This window comes from Microbacterium helvum, assembly GCF_014779795.1.
GTDB lineage: Bacteria > Actinomycetota > Actinomycetes > Actinomycetales > Microbacteriaceae > Microbacterium > Microbacterium helvum.
Window position 1 is genome coordinate 262487 of the sequence record NZ_JACXZS010000003.1, and the last position, 17310, is coordinate 279796.

Annotated in this window: 15 protein-coding genes; 6 read left to right on the forward strand and 9 right to left on the reverse strand. The window is 71.8% G+C overall.

What is annotated here, in order from left to right; translation table 11 throughout:
- Window positions 1-153: 153 nt before the first annotated feature.
- The 4 genes from IF188_RS06465 to IF188_RS06480 all read right to left on the reverse strand — a co-directional run bounded on the left by IF188_RS06465 (window position 154) and on the right by IF188_RS06480 (window position 3730).
- On the reverse strand, window positions 154-1470 hold the full coding sequence (locus IF188_RS06465) for a kynureninase (RefSeq protein ID WP_191170964.1): 1317 nt from the start codon (window positions 1468-1470) through the stop codon (window positions 154-156).
- Window positions 1457-2434 (reverse strand): amidohydrolase family protein, encoded by a 978-nt coding sequence (locus IF188_RS06470; protein WP_191170965.1) that lies wholly within the window; start codon window positions 2432-2434, stop codon window positions 1457-1459. Before IF188_RS06470 ends, IF188_RS06465 begins: the two co-directional genes overlap by 14 nt.
- Window positions 2434-3282, reverse strand: a complete 849-nt coding sequence (gene kynA, locus IF188_RS06475) for a tryptophan 2,3-dioxygenase (RefSeq protein ID WP_191170966.1) — start codon at window positions 3280-3282, stop codon at window positions 2434-2436. The genes IF188_RS06470 and kynA overlap by 1 nt, the downstream gene beginning before the upstream one ends.
- A gap of 184 nt (window positions 3283-3466) precedes the next feature.
- On the reverse strand, window positions 3467-3730 hold the full coding sequence (locus tag IF188_RS06480; protein ID WP_191170967.1) for a glutaredoxin domain-containing protein: 264 nt from the start codon (window positions 3728-3730) through the stop codon (window positions 3467-3469).
- A gap of 148 nt (window positions 3731-3878) precedes the next feature.
- On the opposite strand from IF188_RS06480, the gene IF188_RS06485 reads away from it, so the two are divergent.
- Entirely contained in the window at window positions 3879-5063 is a 1185-nt protein-coding gene (locus IF188_RS06485; protein WP_191170968.1) for a glycosyltransferase, read from the forward strand.
- 25 nt (window positions 5064-5088) lie between these two features.
- Here the strand turns inward: IF188_RS06485 and IF188_RS06490 are convergent, their stop codons facing one another.
- The gene (locus IF188_RS06490; RefSeq protein WP_191170969.1) at window positions 5089-6234 is read right to left on the reverse strand and encodes a polysaccharide deacetylase family protein; all 1146 of its coding nucleotides are present in this window, start codon (window positions 6232-6234) and stop codon (window positions 5089-5091) included.
- A gap of 278 nt (window positions 6235-6512) precedes the next feature.
- On the opposite strand from IF188_RS06490, the gene IF188_RS06495 reads away from it, so the two are divergent.
- On the forward strand, window positions 6513-6884 hold the full coding sequence (locus tag IF188_RS06495; protein WP_191170970.1) for a hypothetical protein: 372 nt from the start codon (window positions 6513-6515) through the stop codon (window positions 6882-6884).
- A gap of 21 nt (window positions 6885-6905) precedes the next feature.
- Window positions 6906-7421 carry a glycine cleavage system protein R gene (locus IF188_RS06500; RefSeq protein ID WP_191170971.1) on the forward strand — a complete coding sequence of 172 codons (516 nt, stop codon included), beginning with the start codon at window positions 6906-6908 and terminating at the stop codon, window positions 7419-7421.
- 6 nt (window positions 7422-7427) lie between these two features.
- On the opposite strand, the gene IF188_RS06505 is transcribed toward IF188_RS06500, so the two are convergent.
- The 3 genes from IF188_RS06505 to IF188_RS06515 are packed head-to-tail and all read right to left on the reverse strand — an operon-like array spanning window position 7428 to window position 11904.
- The gene (locus tag IF188_RS06505) at window positions 7428-11183 is read right to left on the reverse strand and encodes an SCO7613 C-terminal domain-containing membrane protein (protein WP_191170972.1); all 3756 of its coding nucleotides are present in this window, start codon (window positions 11181-11183) and stop codon (window positions 7428-7430) included.
- The gene (locus tag IF188_RS06510; RefSeq protein ID WP_191170973.1) at window positions 11180-11428 is read right to left on the reverse strand and encodes a helix-turn-helix domain-containing protein; all 249 of its coding nucleotides are present in this window, start codon (window positions 11426-11428) and stop codon (window positions 11180-11182) included. Before IF188_RS06510 ends, IF188_RS06505 begins: the two co-directional genes overlap by 4 nt.
- Complete coding sequence (locus tag IF188_RS06515) at window positions 11428-11904, reverse strand: DUF2975 domain-containing protein (RefSeq protein ID WP_191170974.1); 477 nt, start codon at window positions 11902-11904, stop codon at window positions 11428-11430. Before IF188_RS06515 ends, IF188_RS06510 begins: the two co-directional genes overlap by 1 nt.
- A 112-nt stretch (window positions 11905-12016) precedes the next feature.
- Here IF188_RS06515 and IF188_RS06520 point away from each other — a divergent pair, with 112 nt between their 5' ends.
- The 3 genes from IF188_RS06520 (at window position 12017) to IF188_RS06530 (ending at window position 15740) form a co-directional block, all read left to right on the forward strand.
- Window positions 12017-12571, forward strand: coding sequence for a dihydrofolate reductase family protein (locus tag IF188_RS06520; RefSeq protein ID WP_191170975.1), 555 nt, complete (start codon window positions 12017-12019; stop codon window positions 12569-12571).
- A 94-nt stretch (window positions 12572-12665) separates the two neighbouring features.
- A complete protein-coding gene (locus tag IF188_RS06525) occupies window positions 12666-13490 on the forward strand; it encodes a CPBP family intramembrane glutamic endopeptidase (RefSeq protein WP_191170976.1) in 825 nt (274 codons plus the stop codon).
- Window positions 13491-13547: 57 nt separating this feature from the next.
- The gene (locus IF188_RS06530; RefSeq protein ID WP_191170977.1) at window positions 13548-15740 is read left to right on the forward strand and encodes a LuxR family transcriptional regulator; all 2193 of its coding nucleotides are present in this window, start codon (window positions 13548-13550) and stop codon (window positions 15738-15740) included.
- A gap of 11 nt (window positions 15741-15751) precedes the next feature.
- On the opposite strand, the gene IF188_RS06535 is transcribed toward IF188_RS06530, so the two are convergent.
- Window positions 15752-17296, reverse strand: a complete 1545-nt coding sequence (locus IF188_RS06535; protein WP_191170978.1) for an alpha-L-fucosidase — start codon at window positions 17294-17296, stop codon at window positions 15752-15754.
- Between the last annotated feature and the right edge of the window lie 14 nt (window positions 17297-17310).

A 17310-nucleotide genomic window follows, 5' to 3' on the forward strand; every position in this document is an offset into this window, starting at 1 on the left:
CTTCTCGAGAGCGTCTCACCACGTTTCGTCTGCGCTCGTTCCTCGCTCCGCTCAACGACCGGCGACCCCACCATCCGCTCGTTGAGCGAGCGCCAGCGAGTCGAAACGCCGCACGCCGCCCATCGGACCCAGCCACGCTCGCGCCGGCGGGACTCAGCCCTCCGCGCGCACCGCGGCCTCGACCGCGCGCAGCCCCTCGAGGGTCTCGGCGAACGAGGTCGACAGCGGCGACAGCCCGATGCGCAGTCCGCCGGGATCGCGGTAGTCGGGGATGACGTCCTGCGCCCACAGCCGCGCCGTGACCGCACGCATCGCGGGGTGCGACAGCGTCACATGCCCGCCGCGCTCGGCGGCATCGCGCGGTGACGCGACGGCGACGCCGTGCGGGGCGAGCAGCGCATCGGCCACCCGCACGGCGAACGACGTCAGCGCCACGGACTTCTCGCGCACGGCCTCGATGCCGACCTCGTCGAGCAGCTCCAGAGTGTCCTGCATCGCCAGCATCCCGACGACGGGCGGCGTGCCCGAGAGGAACCGCCGCATCCCCGCCGCCGGCTCGTACGCCGGGCCCATCGCGAACACATCGGCCGCACCCATCCAGCCCTGGATGGGCTGGGCGAGGCGGTCCTGCAGACGTGCTGCGACGTACGCGAACGCCGGCGACCCCGGACCTCCGTTGAGGTACTTGTAGGTGCATCCGACCGCGAGGTCGAAGTCCCATGCGTCGGCCTGCACCGGCACGGAGCCGGCGGAGTGGCAGAGGTCCCACACGATGACCGCGCCGGCCTCGTGCGCGATGCGCGTCAGGGCGGCGGCATCCGCGAGATACCCGGAGCGGTACGCGACGTGCGACAGCAACACGACCGCGGTCGACGGGCCGACGGCGGCGCGCAGGCTCTCGGCATCGACCCCCCGGTCGAGCGAGACTGGGCCCACGCGCCCCGGGGCTCCGCGCGACGCGTCAGCGGCGTGTGGAGTGGGCGTGGGGACCACCCACCGCACGCGCCCACCACGTTCGGCGGCGATGCCCTCCACGAGATAGCGGTCCGTCGGGAAGTTGTCGCGGTCCACCACGATCTCGACGCGTGCCGGGTCGGCGGCGTGCGCCGAGTCGAACGCCGCGCGCACCAGCTTGTACAGCAGCACCGTGGTGGAGTCGCCGATCACGGTCTGCCCGGCTGCCGCGCCGAGGGCGGTGCGGCCGAGGGCGTCGCCGATGTCGAACGGCAGCTGCATCCACGACTCGTCCCAGCCGCGGATGAGGCGTCCGCCCCATTCGTCGCGCGCGAACCGCTGCAGGCGGTCGACCGACGCGCGCAGCGGCCGGCCGAGCGAATTGCCGTCGAAGTACACGAGCGACGTGTCGGCGCCGACGAACCTGTCGCGGTATGTCCGCAGCGGGTCGGCCTGATCGAGAGTGGATGCCTCGTCCGCGAGGGTCTCGACGGCTGCGGCGTCAGCGCTCGTCATGGATGAGCTCCTCGGTGGGGACGACGGTCGCGCCGCGCAGCCACTCGGCGACATCGTCGAGGTCGGTGGGCGGGTCGCCCGCGATGAAGGTGGACACCCCGCTCGGCGGTGCGGCGGCCGGCCATGGGTCCGCCATGGCGGTGATCAGTGCGACGCCGCGCACTCCCGCACTGTCGAGCTCGGCGATCTCTTCGGGCACGACGCCGACCGGGCGTTGCCCGTTGCCGAGGTCGGTGCCGTACAGCACGCGCCCGCCCGCGGCCGCGAAAGCCGCCAGGTTGGCGCGCGCCGCGTCGGCGGCCGCAGGGTCGTCGTGGATGGCGAGCGTCGAGATCCACACCTGTCCGGTGGCGACGGCCCGCACGATGACTGCGCGATCGACGATGCCGCTGAACGGCGTGTGCGCGAAGGCGTCGACGCCCGCGTCGGCCGCGAGCCGCGGCATTCCTTCGCCTTCGGCGTGGGCGACCACCGGCAGTCCGCGCTCGTGCGCCGTGGCGATGACGGCGGCGAGGGTGGCGGCGTCGGGTACCGGGCCCGTCGTGCTGTTGAGCGCGACCTTGATGACGGACGCGCCGAACGATGCCTGTTCGTCCACCGCGGTCGCAGCACCCCCGGCGACACCCGGATGGGCAGACGGGTCGGTGATCTCGCGCACCACCGCGGGCGGTGCCCATGAACGCTCCGACGGGTAGCCGCCCGGTGCGGTGAGGAAGGCGCCGGCATATGCCACTCGCGGGATGCCGTGCGGGTCGCGCTGCGCGAGCGCGAGCGGGTCGCCGCCGAGATCGAGCACGGCGGCGATGCCGCCGGCCGCGAGCGACGTCTCGTCGATGAGGTGCAGGTGCACGTGGTGGTCGGTGAACGGGGGCAGCGACACCCCGTGCTCGCCGGTGATGGCGCGTCGGCAGAATGCGGCGTCGGGCCCGAGCAGGTCGCGCAGCGCGAAGGGATCCCGGGTCATCACAGCTCCGTCCGCACGGCGTACAGCTCGGGGAAGAAGGTGAGATCGAGTGCGCGGCGCAGGAACGGCACCCCGCTGGAGCCGCCGGTGCCGACCTTGAGTCCGATGATGCGCTCGACGGTCTTGAGGTGGCGGAACCTCCACAGCTGGAAGTTGTCCTCCAGATCGACGAGCTCTTCGCACGTCTCGTACGCGGCCCAGTGGGTCTGCGGGTCGCGGTACACCTCGGTGAATACCGGCACGAGCTCGGGCGTGTAGATCCACGCGGCCGTCACGTCGCGCTCGAGCACCGACGCCGGAATCGGGTACCCGGTCCGCGCCAGCAGTCGCAGGAACTCGTCGTACAGACTGGGTGCGTCGAGCGCCTCTTGCACGAGCGCATGCGCCGTCGGATCGGCCGCGAACACGCGCAGCATCGCGGCGTTCTTGTTGCCGAGCCGGAACTCGACCGCCCGGTACTGGGCGGACTGGAATCCGCTCGCGTTGCCGAGCACGCCGCGGAACTGCGCGTACTCGGCGGGGGTCAGCGTCGCCAGCACCGACCACTGCTCGGTCAGCGTCTTCTGGATGTGCTTGACGCGTGCGATGCACTTGAGCGCGGGCGCGAGCTGGTCCTCACGCAGCAGCCGGGACGCGGCTGCGAGCTCGTGCAGGACCAGCTTCAGCCACAGCTCCGTGGTCTGATGCTGCACGATGAACAGCAGCTCGTCGTGGTGCTCGGGGTCGCTGAGCGGCCGCTGGGCCGACAGCAGCGTCTCGAGATCGAGGTACCCGCCGTAGCTCATCCGGTCCTGGAAGTCGGTGACGACCGTTCCCTCGATGGGGCGGGTGTTGCGTTCGACGCTCACGGCCTCAGCCTAATGAGAGTGGATGCCGTCACGTCAGGGCTGCGCGATGGCCGAGGCGTTTCGTCTTCGCTCCTTCGTCGCTCCGCGGGGCGACAGCACCGCTCGTTGAGCGAGCGCCAGCGAGACGAAACGTCGCGAGCCGCCCGTCGGACCCGGCCACGCGAGAACTCTCGCGCGACCGGTGTCAGATGAGGGAGAGCTCGCGCAGCTTCGTCTCGACGTCGGCGTTCGACGGCTCGACGTGGTGCGAGGCGTCGGGGTACACGACGACGGGGATGTTGGTGCGGCCCGAGATGTCGCGCGCGACGTCCGCGGCGGCGGGGTCGGCGACGAGGTCGACGTAGGTGTACGAGATGCCGAGCTCGTCGAGCTGCTTCTTCGTGCGGATGCAGTCACGGCACCAGTCGGCGCCGAACATGGTGATGGTGGAGTCCGAGGGGGAGGTCATGCCTCCATTCTCTCCCGCGGCGCCTGGACGGGCGCCGGACGCCGCTTCCTCCCCGGGCCGGCCGAAACCAGGTGCGGGCCGCGCGTATCCCCAGGGTTGGCTGAACGCCCCGCTTCCCGTTCAGGTGCGCGTGGAAAGATGTGCGGCGATGCTCCTGTCGATCGTGGTTCCGACGTTCAACGAAGCTCCCAACATCGAGGAGCTCGTGCGGCGTATCGCGTCCACTGTCGACGGCGCGGGGATCGAGGCCGAGATCGTGTTCGTCGACGACTCGACCGACACCACCGCGGACGTCATCCGCGAGGTCGCCGATCGCGTGACCGCCGAGCGGGATCGGGATGCGGCATCCACGTCTCTTCCCGTGCGGCTGATCCACCGCGACCACCCGAGCGGCGGCCTGGGCGGGGCGGTCATGGCCGGGTTCGAGGCGGCCGCGTCCGACGCGTGCCTCGTGATGGACGGCGACCTGCAGCACCCGCCCGAAGAGATCCCCACGCTGTGGCGTCGCTTCGCGCGCGGCGACGTCGACGTCGTGATCGCGTCCCGGTACGCGGGCGGTGGCACGGCCGGGGGACTCGCCGATCGCACGCGCGTGATGGTGTCGAAGGGCGCCACCGCGCTGACCCGGGCGATGTTTCCCATCCGCCTCAAGGACGTGTCCGACCCGATGACCGGGTTCTTCCTCGTCGATCGGCGCACCGTCGACGGCGCGCAGCTGAAGCCGCGCGGGTTCAAGATCCTGCTCGAGATCCTGGCGCGGCGTCCGATGCGGGTCGCCGAGGTGCCGTTCGACTTCGCCGACCGCCACGCCGGGGAGTCGAAGGCGTCGGTGCGGCAGGGCGTGCACTTCCTCACCCAGCTGACCGCGCTGCGGTTCGGCAAGATGTCGCTGTTCGCGATCATCGGCGGCCTCGGCGCGATCGTCAACATCGCGATCGTGTGGGCGCTGACCCATCTCGACGTGGACTACATCGTGGCGGCCGTCATCGCCGCCGAGGTGACGATCATCGGCAACTTCCTGCTGCAGGAGCGCTTCGTCTTCCAGGACATGCGTGAGAACGCCTCGGGTGTGTGGCAGCGGTTCGCCAAGTCGTTCGCGTTCAACAACGCCGAGGCGGTCATCCGCATCCCGATCGTCGCGCTCATGGTGTCGAGCGGCCACATCTCGGCGGTCGTCGCGACGGCCATCACCCTCGTCATCGCGTTCTTCGTGCGGTTCGTGTTCCACTCGCTGGTCGTCTACGCGCCGCGCAAGGCCGGGGTCGCGGCATCCCCTGCCCGCGTGCTCGTCGACGAGCTCGACGCACAGGCGACCGCGCCCGGCGAGCTGTGAGGGGCGAGCCCCGGCACGCGCCTCGTCAGTCGATCATCCCGATCAGGGCGTCGAGCCCCATGCCGTAGTTGACCCGCTGCACCGGCAGCGCGAGCTTGTCTGCGCCGATCGTGACGTAGCCCGGTTCGATCGTGCGGGCCATCTCGAAGCCGGCCTGCGCGACGCCCTGCTCGGCGGTGTCGTTGTAATGCCCATAGGGGTAGGCCACGACCTCTTTCACGCCGAGCACCCCTGCCGAGGTCTCCAGGTCGGCCGCGATCTGATCCGCGGTCCAGTTGACCATGCGTCCTTTGCCGTTGTCACCGGCCTGGTGCATGTCGTGCGTGTGCGAGCGGCGCAGCACGTAGGGGCTCGGCGCCGGGTCCTGTCGATAGGCCGTGATCATGAACGACGTCGTGAGCACCTTGTACTTGTCGACGACGGGCGCCGCGAGATCGAACCATGTCTGGTCGGCGTCGTCGTCGGTGACGATCACCGAATGGTTCGGCAGGAACAGCCGCCCGTCGATGAACGCCGACAGCTCATCCCACGTCGGCAGGTAGAAGCCGCCCGCCGCGATGTGGCTCATGTGCGCGTCGAAGTCGCCGATGTAGGCGTAGTTGCCGCGCAGCCAGCCGGACTCGCCCTCGGGCTTCGCGGTGAACTGGTGGTACATCAGGATCGGGATGCGGGCGGCCTCGGCCGCGTTCTGCTCAGGGCTGACCCACGCGGCGTGCAGGGTCACGCGCCGGTCCGTGCACACGACGGGCTCGGAGCCGTTGATCCGTCCGGGGATGGCGAGCGCGGCGGCATCCGCCGGTGTGGCGTACCACCCGCCGAACACGAGCCCCTCGCGCGACGGGATCGGCAGCCCGGTGTACAGCAGGCCCTGCGTCTGCAGCATCGGGTCGTCGGCGATGCCGTCGCCCGCGAAGCTCACCGCGCACGCCGCGGGGTCGGCGGTGGCGGCGAGCAGCTGCTCCTCCGGCGTGAGGGGCGTGGGGGTCGGCGTCGGTGAAGGCGAGGCCGTGGGAGTGGCGGCGGCCGTGGGTGCGGCCTCCGCTCCTGCCCGTGCCATGCCGATGGCCGTGACCGTGCCGACGACCGTGGCGAGCAGCACGATGCCGATCGCGAGCCCGGTGAACAGGCGCGCCCGTCTGCGCCGAGGCGCGGGCGTGCCGAACGTGGCCATGCTTATCCCCAGATCCGGGCCGCGATTCCCCACGCGGCTGTCCCCCTGCAGAATACCCGCTCGCGGCCCCGCACCCGCTCCGCTCGCGGCCCTCCGTGACTTCCGCTCCGCAGTCAGCTCCTGCGGCTCAATCGGGTGCCGGGGGCAAGAGGTGACTGCGGAAGTCGGTGGGGTGCAGCACCGCGACCCCGCTCCGCAGTCAGCTCCTGCGGCTCAATCGGGTGCCGGGGGCAAGAGGTGACTGCGGAAGTCGGGTGGGATGCGGGTACGGTGGGCGGATGCTGCCCGCGGACTGGATCGCACACCGGCGCCCTGACGGTGAGCTGCTCGGCTGGATGCGCCCCGATGGGGAGGGCTTCCGGGTGTTCGACCTGCTCGGGCGCGAGCGCACGCCCGGCGGGCCCGACGGCGCGCCGCTGGAGTGGCTCGACGCCGAAGAGCTGCTCGACGAGCTCGGCATCGGGTACCTCGCCGACCGCTGGACGCTGCGGCTGCCCGACGGCGCCGAGCGCCCCGTGCGCATCGGGGAGGCGAGCCCGCGCGGTGTCGTCGTGGTGGCCGACGAGTACGGCGCGGCCTCGGCGGTGGGCGCGAATCCCGAGCGGTTCGCGCTGCCGTTCCCCGTCGGCGACGCACTCGCCCCGCGCTGACCGCGTCGGTACAGTGAGCGCATGACGACGCTCGTGCTCACCGTGGTCGGCGACGACCGGTCCGGACTCGTCGCGGCGGTCGCCGACGTCGTCGGGGCGCACGGCGGCAACTGGGAGAACAGCCAGCTCGCCGAGCTCGCCGGCGCGTTCGCCGGCATCATCGAGGTGTCGGTCGACCGTGAGCACGCCGACGATCTGCGCGCCGCGCTGTCGACGCTCGAGGGCCTGCTGAAGGTCACGGTGCATGCGGGTTCGGAAGAGACGGTGGATGCCGCCGCCACCCGTCCGCTCACGCTCGAGGTCGTCGGCAACGACCGCTCCGGCATCGTGCGCGACATCACCTCGGTGCTCGGGCACCAGGGCGTGACGATCGACCGCATGACCACCCGCACCACGGATGCCGCGATGTACGGCGGGCGGCTGTTCGAGGCGACGGTGACCGCCCGGGTTCCGGCATCCGTCGATCTCGACGCTCTCACCGCGGAGCTCGAGCGTCTCGCGACCGAGATCCAGGTCGACGTCACCCTCGGCGGCTGAGCCTCCTCACGCGAGATCGCGCAGCCGCGCCGTCAGGCCGCTCCCGCCGTCGGCGCGCCGCTCGTACGCGACGGCGATGATGAGCAGCACCGCCCCGACCACCGAGAGCGTGATCCACCACGGCATCGCCTCGATGCCCCGCCCGATCTGCACGACGAACGCCAGCACGTTCTCGACGGGCAGGACGACGATCCCGATCAGGAACGGCGCTGCCAGCCGCAGCGTCGCGCCGACGAGGATCGCCACCAGCGCGATCACCATGACGAGGATCGCGCGCCACGTCCGCGGGTCGGTGTAGGTCGCGGCCACCGACGCGCTGAGCGTCACGATGAGCCCGGGGCCGAGGAGTGCCCACGATCCGGTCCACCCGGTCGGCCACGCCATGAGCGAGCGATGGGGCTCCGCCATCGGCGAGGCCGCCGAGCCGCGCATCGCGAGCGCACCGGCGGCGAGCAGGAACAGGCCGAGCGGCAGCGAGAACCATTCCACGCGCAGGTCGCGCGGGCTCCAGGCCACGACGGCCGTCACGAACGCCACGGCGAACACGAACCACACCGGCGGCAGCCCGGTCGTTCCGCGCAGGCCGCGGGCCGCGGCGAGGACCATGAGCGCGAGGAAGGCGAGCGAGAGTCCCCACATGGTCCAGATCGCGACCCAGTCGCGCTCGATCCCCGGCCATGCCGCCACCGCGACGATGAGCACTGCCGGAGCGCCCAGCCAGCGGGTGCGCGCGAGCACGGACGCGGGAACTGCCTGCGTCCGCAGCGCCGCTGCCGCCATCGCCGCCGCGCCGGCGCCGACGATCCCGAACGCGAGCGCCCCGAGGAGCGCCGGATCGGTCGGCGCCGTGTCGACGCCCATGCCCCACCGCACGCCCTGCACGGCGGCCGCGCACGCGGCGACGATCGCGACGGCCAGGGTCGGCGTCCGCAGTGCCCGCAGTCGGCGCATGCGGGGCGCGTCCGCCCGCGAGACGATGAGGGATGCCGCCACCAGAAGCCATGCGGACGCCACCAGCGCGAGGGTCCGGGTCGGCAGCGCCCCGACCGTCGCGAGCGACGAGCCGGCAGCATCCACCCGTCCCGCGGCCGAGGCGATCAGCACCGGGATCACCGCGGCGGCCAGCCCCGCGGCGTACAGGCCGGACGCCCGCCGGCCGCGCGCGGTCAGCACGACGGCGATCGCGGCCGCGCCGAGCGCAGGCGGCAGCAGGTACGGCTCCAGCCCGCTCACGCCGGCGAGGCCCCACGCGCTCCACAGGGCACCCGTGAAGGCGGCGCCGGAGAGCGGCCACGCGTAGCGACGCGGTGAGACGATCGCCATCGCCGAGAAGCCGACGCCGAGGATCGCGAGCACCAGCAGCGTCGTGGGAAGCCCGGCCGCGGTGCGGATGAGCGCGAGCCCGACGGCGATCGCGCCGGTGAGCAGCGCGGACGCCTCGATCGCGATCCGCGCGGCGCGGGCGGACGCATTCGCCACCCGGATCGCGAGTGCCGCACCGATCACATCGCTCGCGGCGAGGACGCCCGCGACGATCGCGGCGATCACCGGCAGCACGACAGGGGACCCGCTCATCGGCAGCAGCTGCGCGCCCAGGCATACCGCGACCACCGCGATCGCGGGCACCAGTGTCGCGGCAGCGAGCGTTCGCACCACGATCCCGAGGCCGGGACGCGTCGTGATCACCAGCGTGAGCGCGAGACCGAAGATGACGGCGGTCGACAGCGCCGTCCAGCCACTGCGCTCGAACAGCGCCTGCAGCACTCCGATCGCGAACGGCACCGTCGTCACGGTGAGCACCGCGTACCACTCGCGCCGCGGCACGCGTCGCGCGAACGTCACCGCGATCGCCACTGCTCCGGCGGCGCACGTCGTGAGGCACACCACCACGATCGGGTCGAGACCCGCCCTGGCGAGTGCGGTCGCCAGCACCACGAGCGCGTAGGCGAAGCCGAGCCCGACATGCACGAAGCGGACGGTGCGCGGCACGGTCAGTGCCAGCACGCCGACGCTCGCGACCACGGCTGCGCCCGCCCACGCGGTGAGATCGTCGTCCGCCCACGACAGCAGCACCGCGCCCACGACGGCGGCGTGCGCCCCGACCACGAGCGGCAGACGCACCGCCGGCTGGGCTCCGTGCGCCGCCGTCGCGGCGACCGCGCTCGCGGTGATCGCCGCGCCCAGCGCGAGAGCGATCCGCAGCCGCAGGTCGAGGCCGGGAAGCGTCAGCACGGTGAGGAACGCCAGCACCGCATACCAGGCGCCGGCCGCGCCCAGCCAGCGGGTGCTGAGAGGCTGCGGATCCGCCGCGCCGCGCGCGCTCTCGTCGGTCCGGGTGAGGGCGGCGAACGCCGCCAGCGTGAGCGCCAGCGCCGCGAGTCCGGCCGGCAGCCCCCACGCACTCGCGGTCGGCAGGACGGTGAGGGACTCGCCGGGTCGTGACAGTCCGGCGGTGAGCGTCAGCAGCGCCATGAGCGTCGGCGCCGCGGCGACCAGGGCGACCACGAACAGCGCGCCGACGAACAGTGCGCCGCGCGACGCCAGGCGCTGCAGCGGCGTGAGCGCGCCCAGCACCACGAGCCCGGCCCCCGCGGCCGTCGGGAAGAGGGCGATCCACACCCCGACCGTCCCGATCGAGAGCGTGCCGAGCGACAGCGCGGTCACGGCGCCGACCACCGCCGCGCCGGCGAGGCCGCTCCACAGCTCGCGGGTCGGCCGGTAGGTCGCCGTCACCGAGACGGCGGCGATCGCGAGCAGCGTGCCGCTCGTGACCCACACCGGCGACAGCGCCGTCTCGCCGACGGCGCCCGGGATCGCCGCGACCGCGGCCGCCACGAACGACAGCTGCGCGACGGTGAGCGCGACGCACTCCGCGGTGCGGTCGCCCTGTCGCGCGGCCCGGGCGATCAGCGCGCTCGCCGCCGCCGCGGAGGCGAGCAGGCCCGCCGTCAGGGCGAGCATCGATGCCGCGCCCGCCGACAGCAGCAGCGGTACGGCCGACAGCACGAGCAGGCCGCACCACGTCCACGACCGGATCCCCGCCCGCGGGCCCAGCAGCGCCAGCGCACCTCCGGCGACCAGGGCGGCGAGACCGCTCGAGACCCACGCGTCGGCCGCGAACGGCAGCGCCGCCGTCACCGTGAGCGCGAGGAACACCACACCGAGCGCGCCGACCGCCTCGGCCGAGAACCGCAGCCGGCGCCGTGCCAGGAACGCTGCGCCACCGAGGAACGCCGCCGCGATGACCCCCATGATCGCCGTGCGCGCAGCCGGATCGTCGAGATCCGGGTTGAAGAAGGTGAACACCAGCGCGGCGATCGCGACGAGTCCCGCGCCCGCCACCGCGAGCACGGACTGCACCGACGCCGACGATCCGGACGGCGATGCGGCGACGGCATCCCGCACCGCCACAGGCGGCACCGGCCCGCTCGGCACGCGTCCGTCTGGAAGGGGAGAAGTGGATGCCGCCGCCCCCGGTGTCCCGGCGCCCGCTGTCGCGGGACCCGGCGCCGGGCTCGGCAGCGCCACCGCGGGCACACGGTCGAGCACAGCCTGCCGCGCGCGCAGCGCGTCGACCGCGCGCTGCGAGGCGAGCCAGAGGTCGCGGCCGACGGCGCCGGCGAAGTCGGCGCCGCAGGTCGGGCAGCGCCGCTCCGACACGATGCCCGCCGCGCACACCGGGCAGCGCACCACATCGAGCAGCTCGGCGATCGCCTTGTCGTTCCATGCGGGGGAGCGCCGCTCGCGGACGACGGAGGTCATTGCTCCGCCCCGGCCTCGTCGCCGACGGCCGCCGGATGGTCGTCGGGCACCCATTCGAGGATGTCGCCGGGCTGGCACTCCAGCACGCGGCAGATCGCGTCGAGCGTGGTGAAGCGCACCGCCTTCGCGCGGCCGTTCTTGAGCACCGACACGTTGGCCGGCGTGATGTCGATCGCGGCGGCGAAGTCGGTGACCGACATCTTCTTCTTCGCCAGCTGGACGTCGAGGTTGATGATGATCGGCATCACACCACCTCCGACAGGTCGGCTTCGAGCTGCGAAGCCTTTCGCAGCAGCCCGCGCAGCACGACGATCAGCAGCGAGAGGCCGGCGCCCACGACGACGCCGAGCAGCAGCAGGAGCGTGATCGAGGGCGTCATGAAGCCCGTGAAGCTGAGTGCGATCAACGCGACGAGCACGAGAAAGGTGGCGAACGCGACGGCCGCGAGACTGATGTCGACGTCGGGGAACGCGCTGTCGCTGAAGATGCTGTCCTCCCGCACGAGCGACAGCAGCCGCCACACGCACACGAGGACGACCTGCACGCACACCAGGAACAGGATGCCGACGATCGTGCCCGGGATCTGGAAGTACGCGATCTCGGAGTAGCGCACCGCCGACTGCGCGGCGACGGCGGGAACGACGAAGATCTGGCAGAACAGCAGCAGCGCCAGCAGGGCTGCGATCAGGACCTTGAGGGCGAGGATCGTCGGACGTTGCATGTGTTCAACCTATCGATAAACGGCATGTACCTATCGAGAAACAATAGCGCCGGCATCCATCTCCTTCGCAAGGGGTGTCGTCGTGTCGGACGTGCGGAGTAGCGTGCCGAGCGTGGGCTCGCTCGTCTACTTCAACTCGGCGTCGCTGGACGGCTACATCGCCGGTCCCGACGGGCGCTGGGACTGGGCGACGCCCGACGCCGAGGTCCACACGTTCGTCAACGAGCTGCTCGCCCCCGCGCGTCTGCACCTGTACGGCCGCAAGGTGTACGAGGTGATGAAGGTGTGGGACGACCTGCCGCTCGACGACCTGCCGCCCGCCGAGCGCGAGTTCGCGCTGCAGTGGCGCGACATCGACAAGGTGGTCTATTCGTCGACGCTCGCCGCGGTCTCGACCCGGCGCACGGAACTGCGGTCCGCCTTCGATCCCGCCGCGGTGCGCGAGATGGTGGATGCCGCACCCGGCCCCGTCGCGATCGGCGGCGGTCTGCTCGCCTCGGCCGCCGCTCGCGCCGGCGTGCTGGACGAGGTCCACGTGGTGCTCGCCCCTGCCGTGGTCGGCGGCGGCACCCGATTCCTCGACGAGGGTCTGCGCCTGGATCTGGAGCTGATCGCGCAGCGCCGCTTCGCGAACGGCTTCGTCTACTGCGGGTACCGCGTCGTCTGAGCCGCGACTCACCCAGGTGATATTCGGGGAGCCGTGACAGGCGCGAGTCCGCGATGCCCGAAGATCAAGGTGACGTCTACCGCGAGGAGAATCGATGACGGATGCCGCACCCGGCCGCAACGGCTGGCAGAGGTTCTGGAACAAGGGCGGCTGGTGGCGGTCGCTGCTGCTGGTCGTGGCGTACTACGTGCTGTACCAGGTCGGGACCCTGCTGTTCGGGCCGCTCTTCGCCGGGACCGACGACCCGGCGCTGAAGGTCCTCTGTGGCACCGCGCTGCCCATCGCCCTCGGCGGTGTGATCCTCGTCGCGTTCGGGTGGTCGGCCGGCTGGCTGCGCGAGCTGTTCGCGCGCCAGCCGATCCGCGGCAAGGGCTGGATGTGGATCGCCGTCGCCGTCGTGCTGCTGTTCAACGTGCTGCACTTCGCCGCGGTCGACTACGCAGAGGCGGGGGCCGGCGTCGTGGTCGCGTGGCTCGTCGCAGGCCTCTTCATCGGTTTCGCCGAAGAGGTGCTGACCCGTGGCTTCGTGGTGAACCTGATGCGCAAGGGCGGGTACCGCGAGATCGTCGTCGCCGTCGTCTCGTCCGCATTGTTCGCGCTGCTGCACTCGGGCAACGTGCTGACGGGGCAGTCGGTGTTCGCGACGGCGATCCAGCTCGTCTACACCTTCGGGTTCGGCCTCTGCATGTACCTGACGCTGCGGGTGTCGGGCAATCTCATCTGGCCGGTCCTGCTGCACGCGAGCACCGATCCGTCGATCTTCCTGTTCACCCTGTACCCGGCCGAGGGCACGGTCGCGTCGCTCGCGAACCTCGGCAACCCGGCGGTCATCCTCACCGGGCTGGTGCTGCTGATCTTCATCCGTGGCCGGGTCGAGAAGTCGACGAGCCCGGAGCTCGGGACTCCGATCGCCGCCTGAGCGCGCCGACGCCGACGGAGCGCGCGGGGGCCGCGCGCTCCGTCACAATGGTTGGCGATGTTCCCCGCCACCAAGTTCCGTCCGCCCGTGTCGGCGGTTCACGCTCTTGCGCGCGACCGTCTCTTGGGTCCGATCGCTGCGGACGCATCGGTCATCGTGGTGCGGGCGCCCGCCGGATTCGGAAAGACCACTGCGGTGGCGCAATGGCTCGCCGCCTCGCGTGCGCGCAGCGCGATCTGGGTGAGTCTCGACGAGGACGACGACGACCCGCAGGGCCTGTGGGCGGCCATCGCGGCGGGCGCGGCATCCATGGGACTGACGGATGCCGGTCGGCAGGGGCGTCCCGCCGCCGGCGAGTTGCGCGCCGAGGTCATCGTGCCGCTGATCGACGTGCTCGCGGCGGACCCGAGGCGCTGGACGCTGGTGCTCGACGACGCGCACCTGCTCACCCGCGAAGACACCGTGGCGAGCCTGGACTGGTTTCTGCGGCGGATCCCGGCCGGCCTCACCGTGCTGTGCATCACCCGCTCACCGCTCGACCTGCCCGCGATCGCTCGCCTGCGGGCGCGTGGGGCGGCCCGAGAGATCGGGACCGCAGACCTTCGGCTGAGTCTGGACGAGATCGCTGCACTGCTGCATGGCGCGCACGGTCTCGACCCCGACCGTGCTGAGCTCGACCGCATCGCCGATGTGACGGGCGGGTGGCCGGCCGCTGTGAGCCTCGTCGGCTCCGCGCTCGCCCGGGGCCTGACATGGGATCGCATCCTGGCACAGCATGTCGACGACGAACTCGGCATCGGGGCCCTCGTGGGCGAGGTGCTGGCCGACGGCGACCCGGCCGACGCGGATCTGCTGCGCCGGATGTCGGTGTTCGAGCGCTTCACCGCGGCGATCGTCGCGGAGGTCGTCGACGATGCGCGGGCGTGGGGTGTCGCGATGGACGTCGCCGAGCGCACCGGCCTCGTCGCCACCCTGGACGGAACATGGTGGCGCATGCACCATCTCGTTCGCGAACAGCTGCACGCCGAACTCGGTCGGCGCGAACCTCGGCTGCGACGCGAGCTGCACCGGCGTGCGGCGGCGGTGTTCGAGCGCGAGAACGACCTCACGGCGACGATGCACCATCTGCTCGCGGCCGAGGACTACACCGCGGTCGCGGACATCCTCTCGAACGTGAGGACCACGGCCGTCGTCCCGCGGCAGGCTCTCGGTCTCGGCTGGCTCGATCGGATCCCCGCCTCGGCGCTCGACCGCGACCCGCGGCTGGCGTTCTGGGAGGCGTGGGCGACCGGGACGGGCGGCGACCGCGCCCGCCGCGATCGGGCTCTCGCGCGCGGACGGCTCGCCGCCGGCGGGCGGCCGGTCGATGCATTCTGCACGTGGGACGACGCCGAGGACTTCGTGCGGGGATCGGCGTGCTTCGACGACGTCGGGGCCGCCCTGCGCGCGGGCGACCGGTTCGTCGAGCGGTACAGCGCCGACGAGCCGTATGTGCAGCTCGCGCAGCTGCGCCGCGCGAGCATGATGCATCTGGCAGGACGCGACCGTGACGCACTGGCGCTGCTCGACGACCTCGACCGCGGTGCCCCGCTCGCCCGCCCGCTGCGGCTGTTCGTCCCGGCCTATCGAGCCCTGAGCGCCATGGAGCTCGGCGACCTCGCGACCGCCGAGATGCAACTGCAGCGGTGCGCCGACGCGCGCCGCGACTTCCAGATCGGCGCCGACCCGGTCTACCTGCCGGCCGAACAGGCGCGGGCGAGGTTCGAGACCGAACGGGGAGCACCCGACCGCGGGCTCGAGATCGCCCGGGCGGGACTGCAGACCTCGCGCGATCGCGGTGACGGCGTCCTCGTCGTGCCGTATCTGCTCGTTGAGGTGGCGCGGGCCCGGTTCGCGCTCGGACGCCGGGACGAGGCATCCATCGCTCTCAATCAGGCCGAGGAGATCACCAGGGGCGCGGTGGACCCCGGGGCGCTGCCGCAGCGGATCGCGGCGCTGCGCGCGCGGTTCGGCGGTGACAGCGGCATCGGAACCGCGCGCGAGCAGCTCACGCGCCGCGAACTCGAGGTGCTGACGCTGCTGCCCAGCGGGCTGAGCGCCGCCGAGATCGCCGCCGAGCTGTTCGTGTCGGCGAACACCGCCCGCACCCACATCAAGGCCATCCACCGCAAACTCGGGGTCACGACCCGCGCCGCCGCGATCGACGCCGCGACCCGCGCGGGGCTGCTGAGCGCCCGCTCGCAGCCGTGACGTGTCCCGGCTCAGCCGTGCAGGAAGTCGTGCCGCGGTGAGACGGCGACGGGCTCGAGGAACAGCTTGACGACCGGCCCGCCCGCGAGCGGACGGCGCTGCGGCAATGTCACCCGCAGTTCCGATGTCGTCTGCTCCCAGTCGACGGATCCGCCGGCTCCGAGCACGCCGACCTCGCGCACGGGGCGTTCGAGCAGCCCGGCACCCGAACCGAGCGCGCGGATGCGTGCGATGCCGTCGTCCGGCTCGGCGAGCAGGATCGCATAGACATAGTCGCCGGTCACGTCTTGGCGCGTTGTGAACCGGATGTCCGAGGGGGCATAGGCGGGCGAGTCGCCGTCCACGAACGAACCGGCGATCGGCTGCGTCGGGCCCTCTTGAGCGATCCGCCACGGCCGCGTGCCGTAGATCGCCTCGCCGTTTCGGGTCAGCCAGTCTCCGATCCCCTCGAGGATGCGCTGCTCTGCCTCCGGGATCGTCCCGTCGGGTTTCGGTCCGACGTTCAGCAGCAGCACGCCGTTCTTCGACACGGTGTCGGCGAGCTCGGCGACCAGGGCGTCGACCGTCTTGTACTCGTGGTCGGGGGTCCAGCACCACGACGTCCTCGAGACGGCGGTGTCGTTCTGCCAGACGGCCGGGCGGATCCCGCCCATGGCCCCGCGCTCGATGTCGTAGACCGCGCTGCCGTCGGCGAACGCGCCCCACTTGTAGTTGATGACGACGCCGCGGCCCCAATCGGCGGCGCGGTTGTAGTAGTACGCGGCCAGCAGCCGCAGGTACGGCTCGAACGCGGGCTGCTCGATCCACCAGTCGAACCACAGCACCTGCGGTCGATAGCGGTCGATGATCTCCACCGTGCGCAGCAGCCAGTCTTCGAGGAAGCGCGCGTTCGGCGCCACCTCCTCGCGCTGGGCGGGGCCGTAGAAGTCCGCGTATGCCGGGTCGCGGACGTCCGAGTCGAACCGGGAGCCGCCGTTCATGAAGAACCAGTGCTCCGCCCGGTGCGACGAGGCGCCGGGCACCATCCATGCCTGGTCGACCGCGGCCGTCAGCTCGCCGAAGACGTCTCGGCGAGGCCCCATGGCCGCGGCGTTCCAGCGCGAACGCTGCGTCTCATACATCGCGAAGCCGTCGTGATGCTCGGCAACTGGCACCACGAACTGCGCGCCGGCCCGCTTGAACAGCGCCGCCCACCGGTTCGGATCGAAGTCCTGCATCGTGAAGTGGGGGACGAAGTCCTTGTATCCGAAATCGCGGTGCTCGCCGAACGTCTCGCGGTGGTGGGCGAACTCCGGGGATCCTTCGAGATACATGTTCCGCGAGTACCACTCGTTGCGGAACGCGGGCACGGAGTAGACGCCCCAATGGATGAAGATGCCGAACTTGGCGTCGACGTACCAGAGCGGCGGCTCGTACTCGCGCAGAGATTCCCAGGTGGCTGAGAACGGCCCCGCCGCGATGACGGCGCGGACCGCGGCGAGCGCGGCCGAGTTGTCTGAGACGTCGACGGCCGCCGGCAGCGAACCCGGGTCGATCGGCGAGAGCGGTCCGGCCATGCAGATCTGCGTCC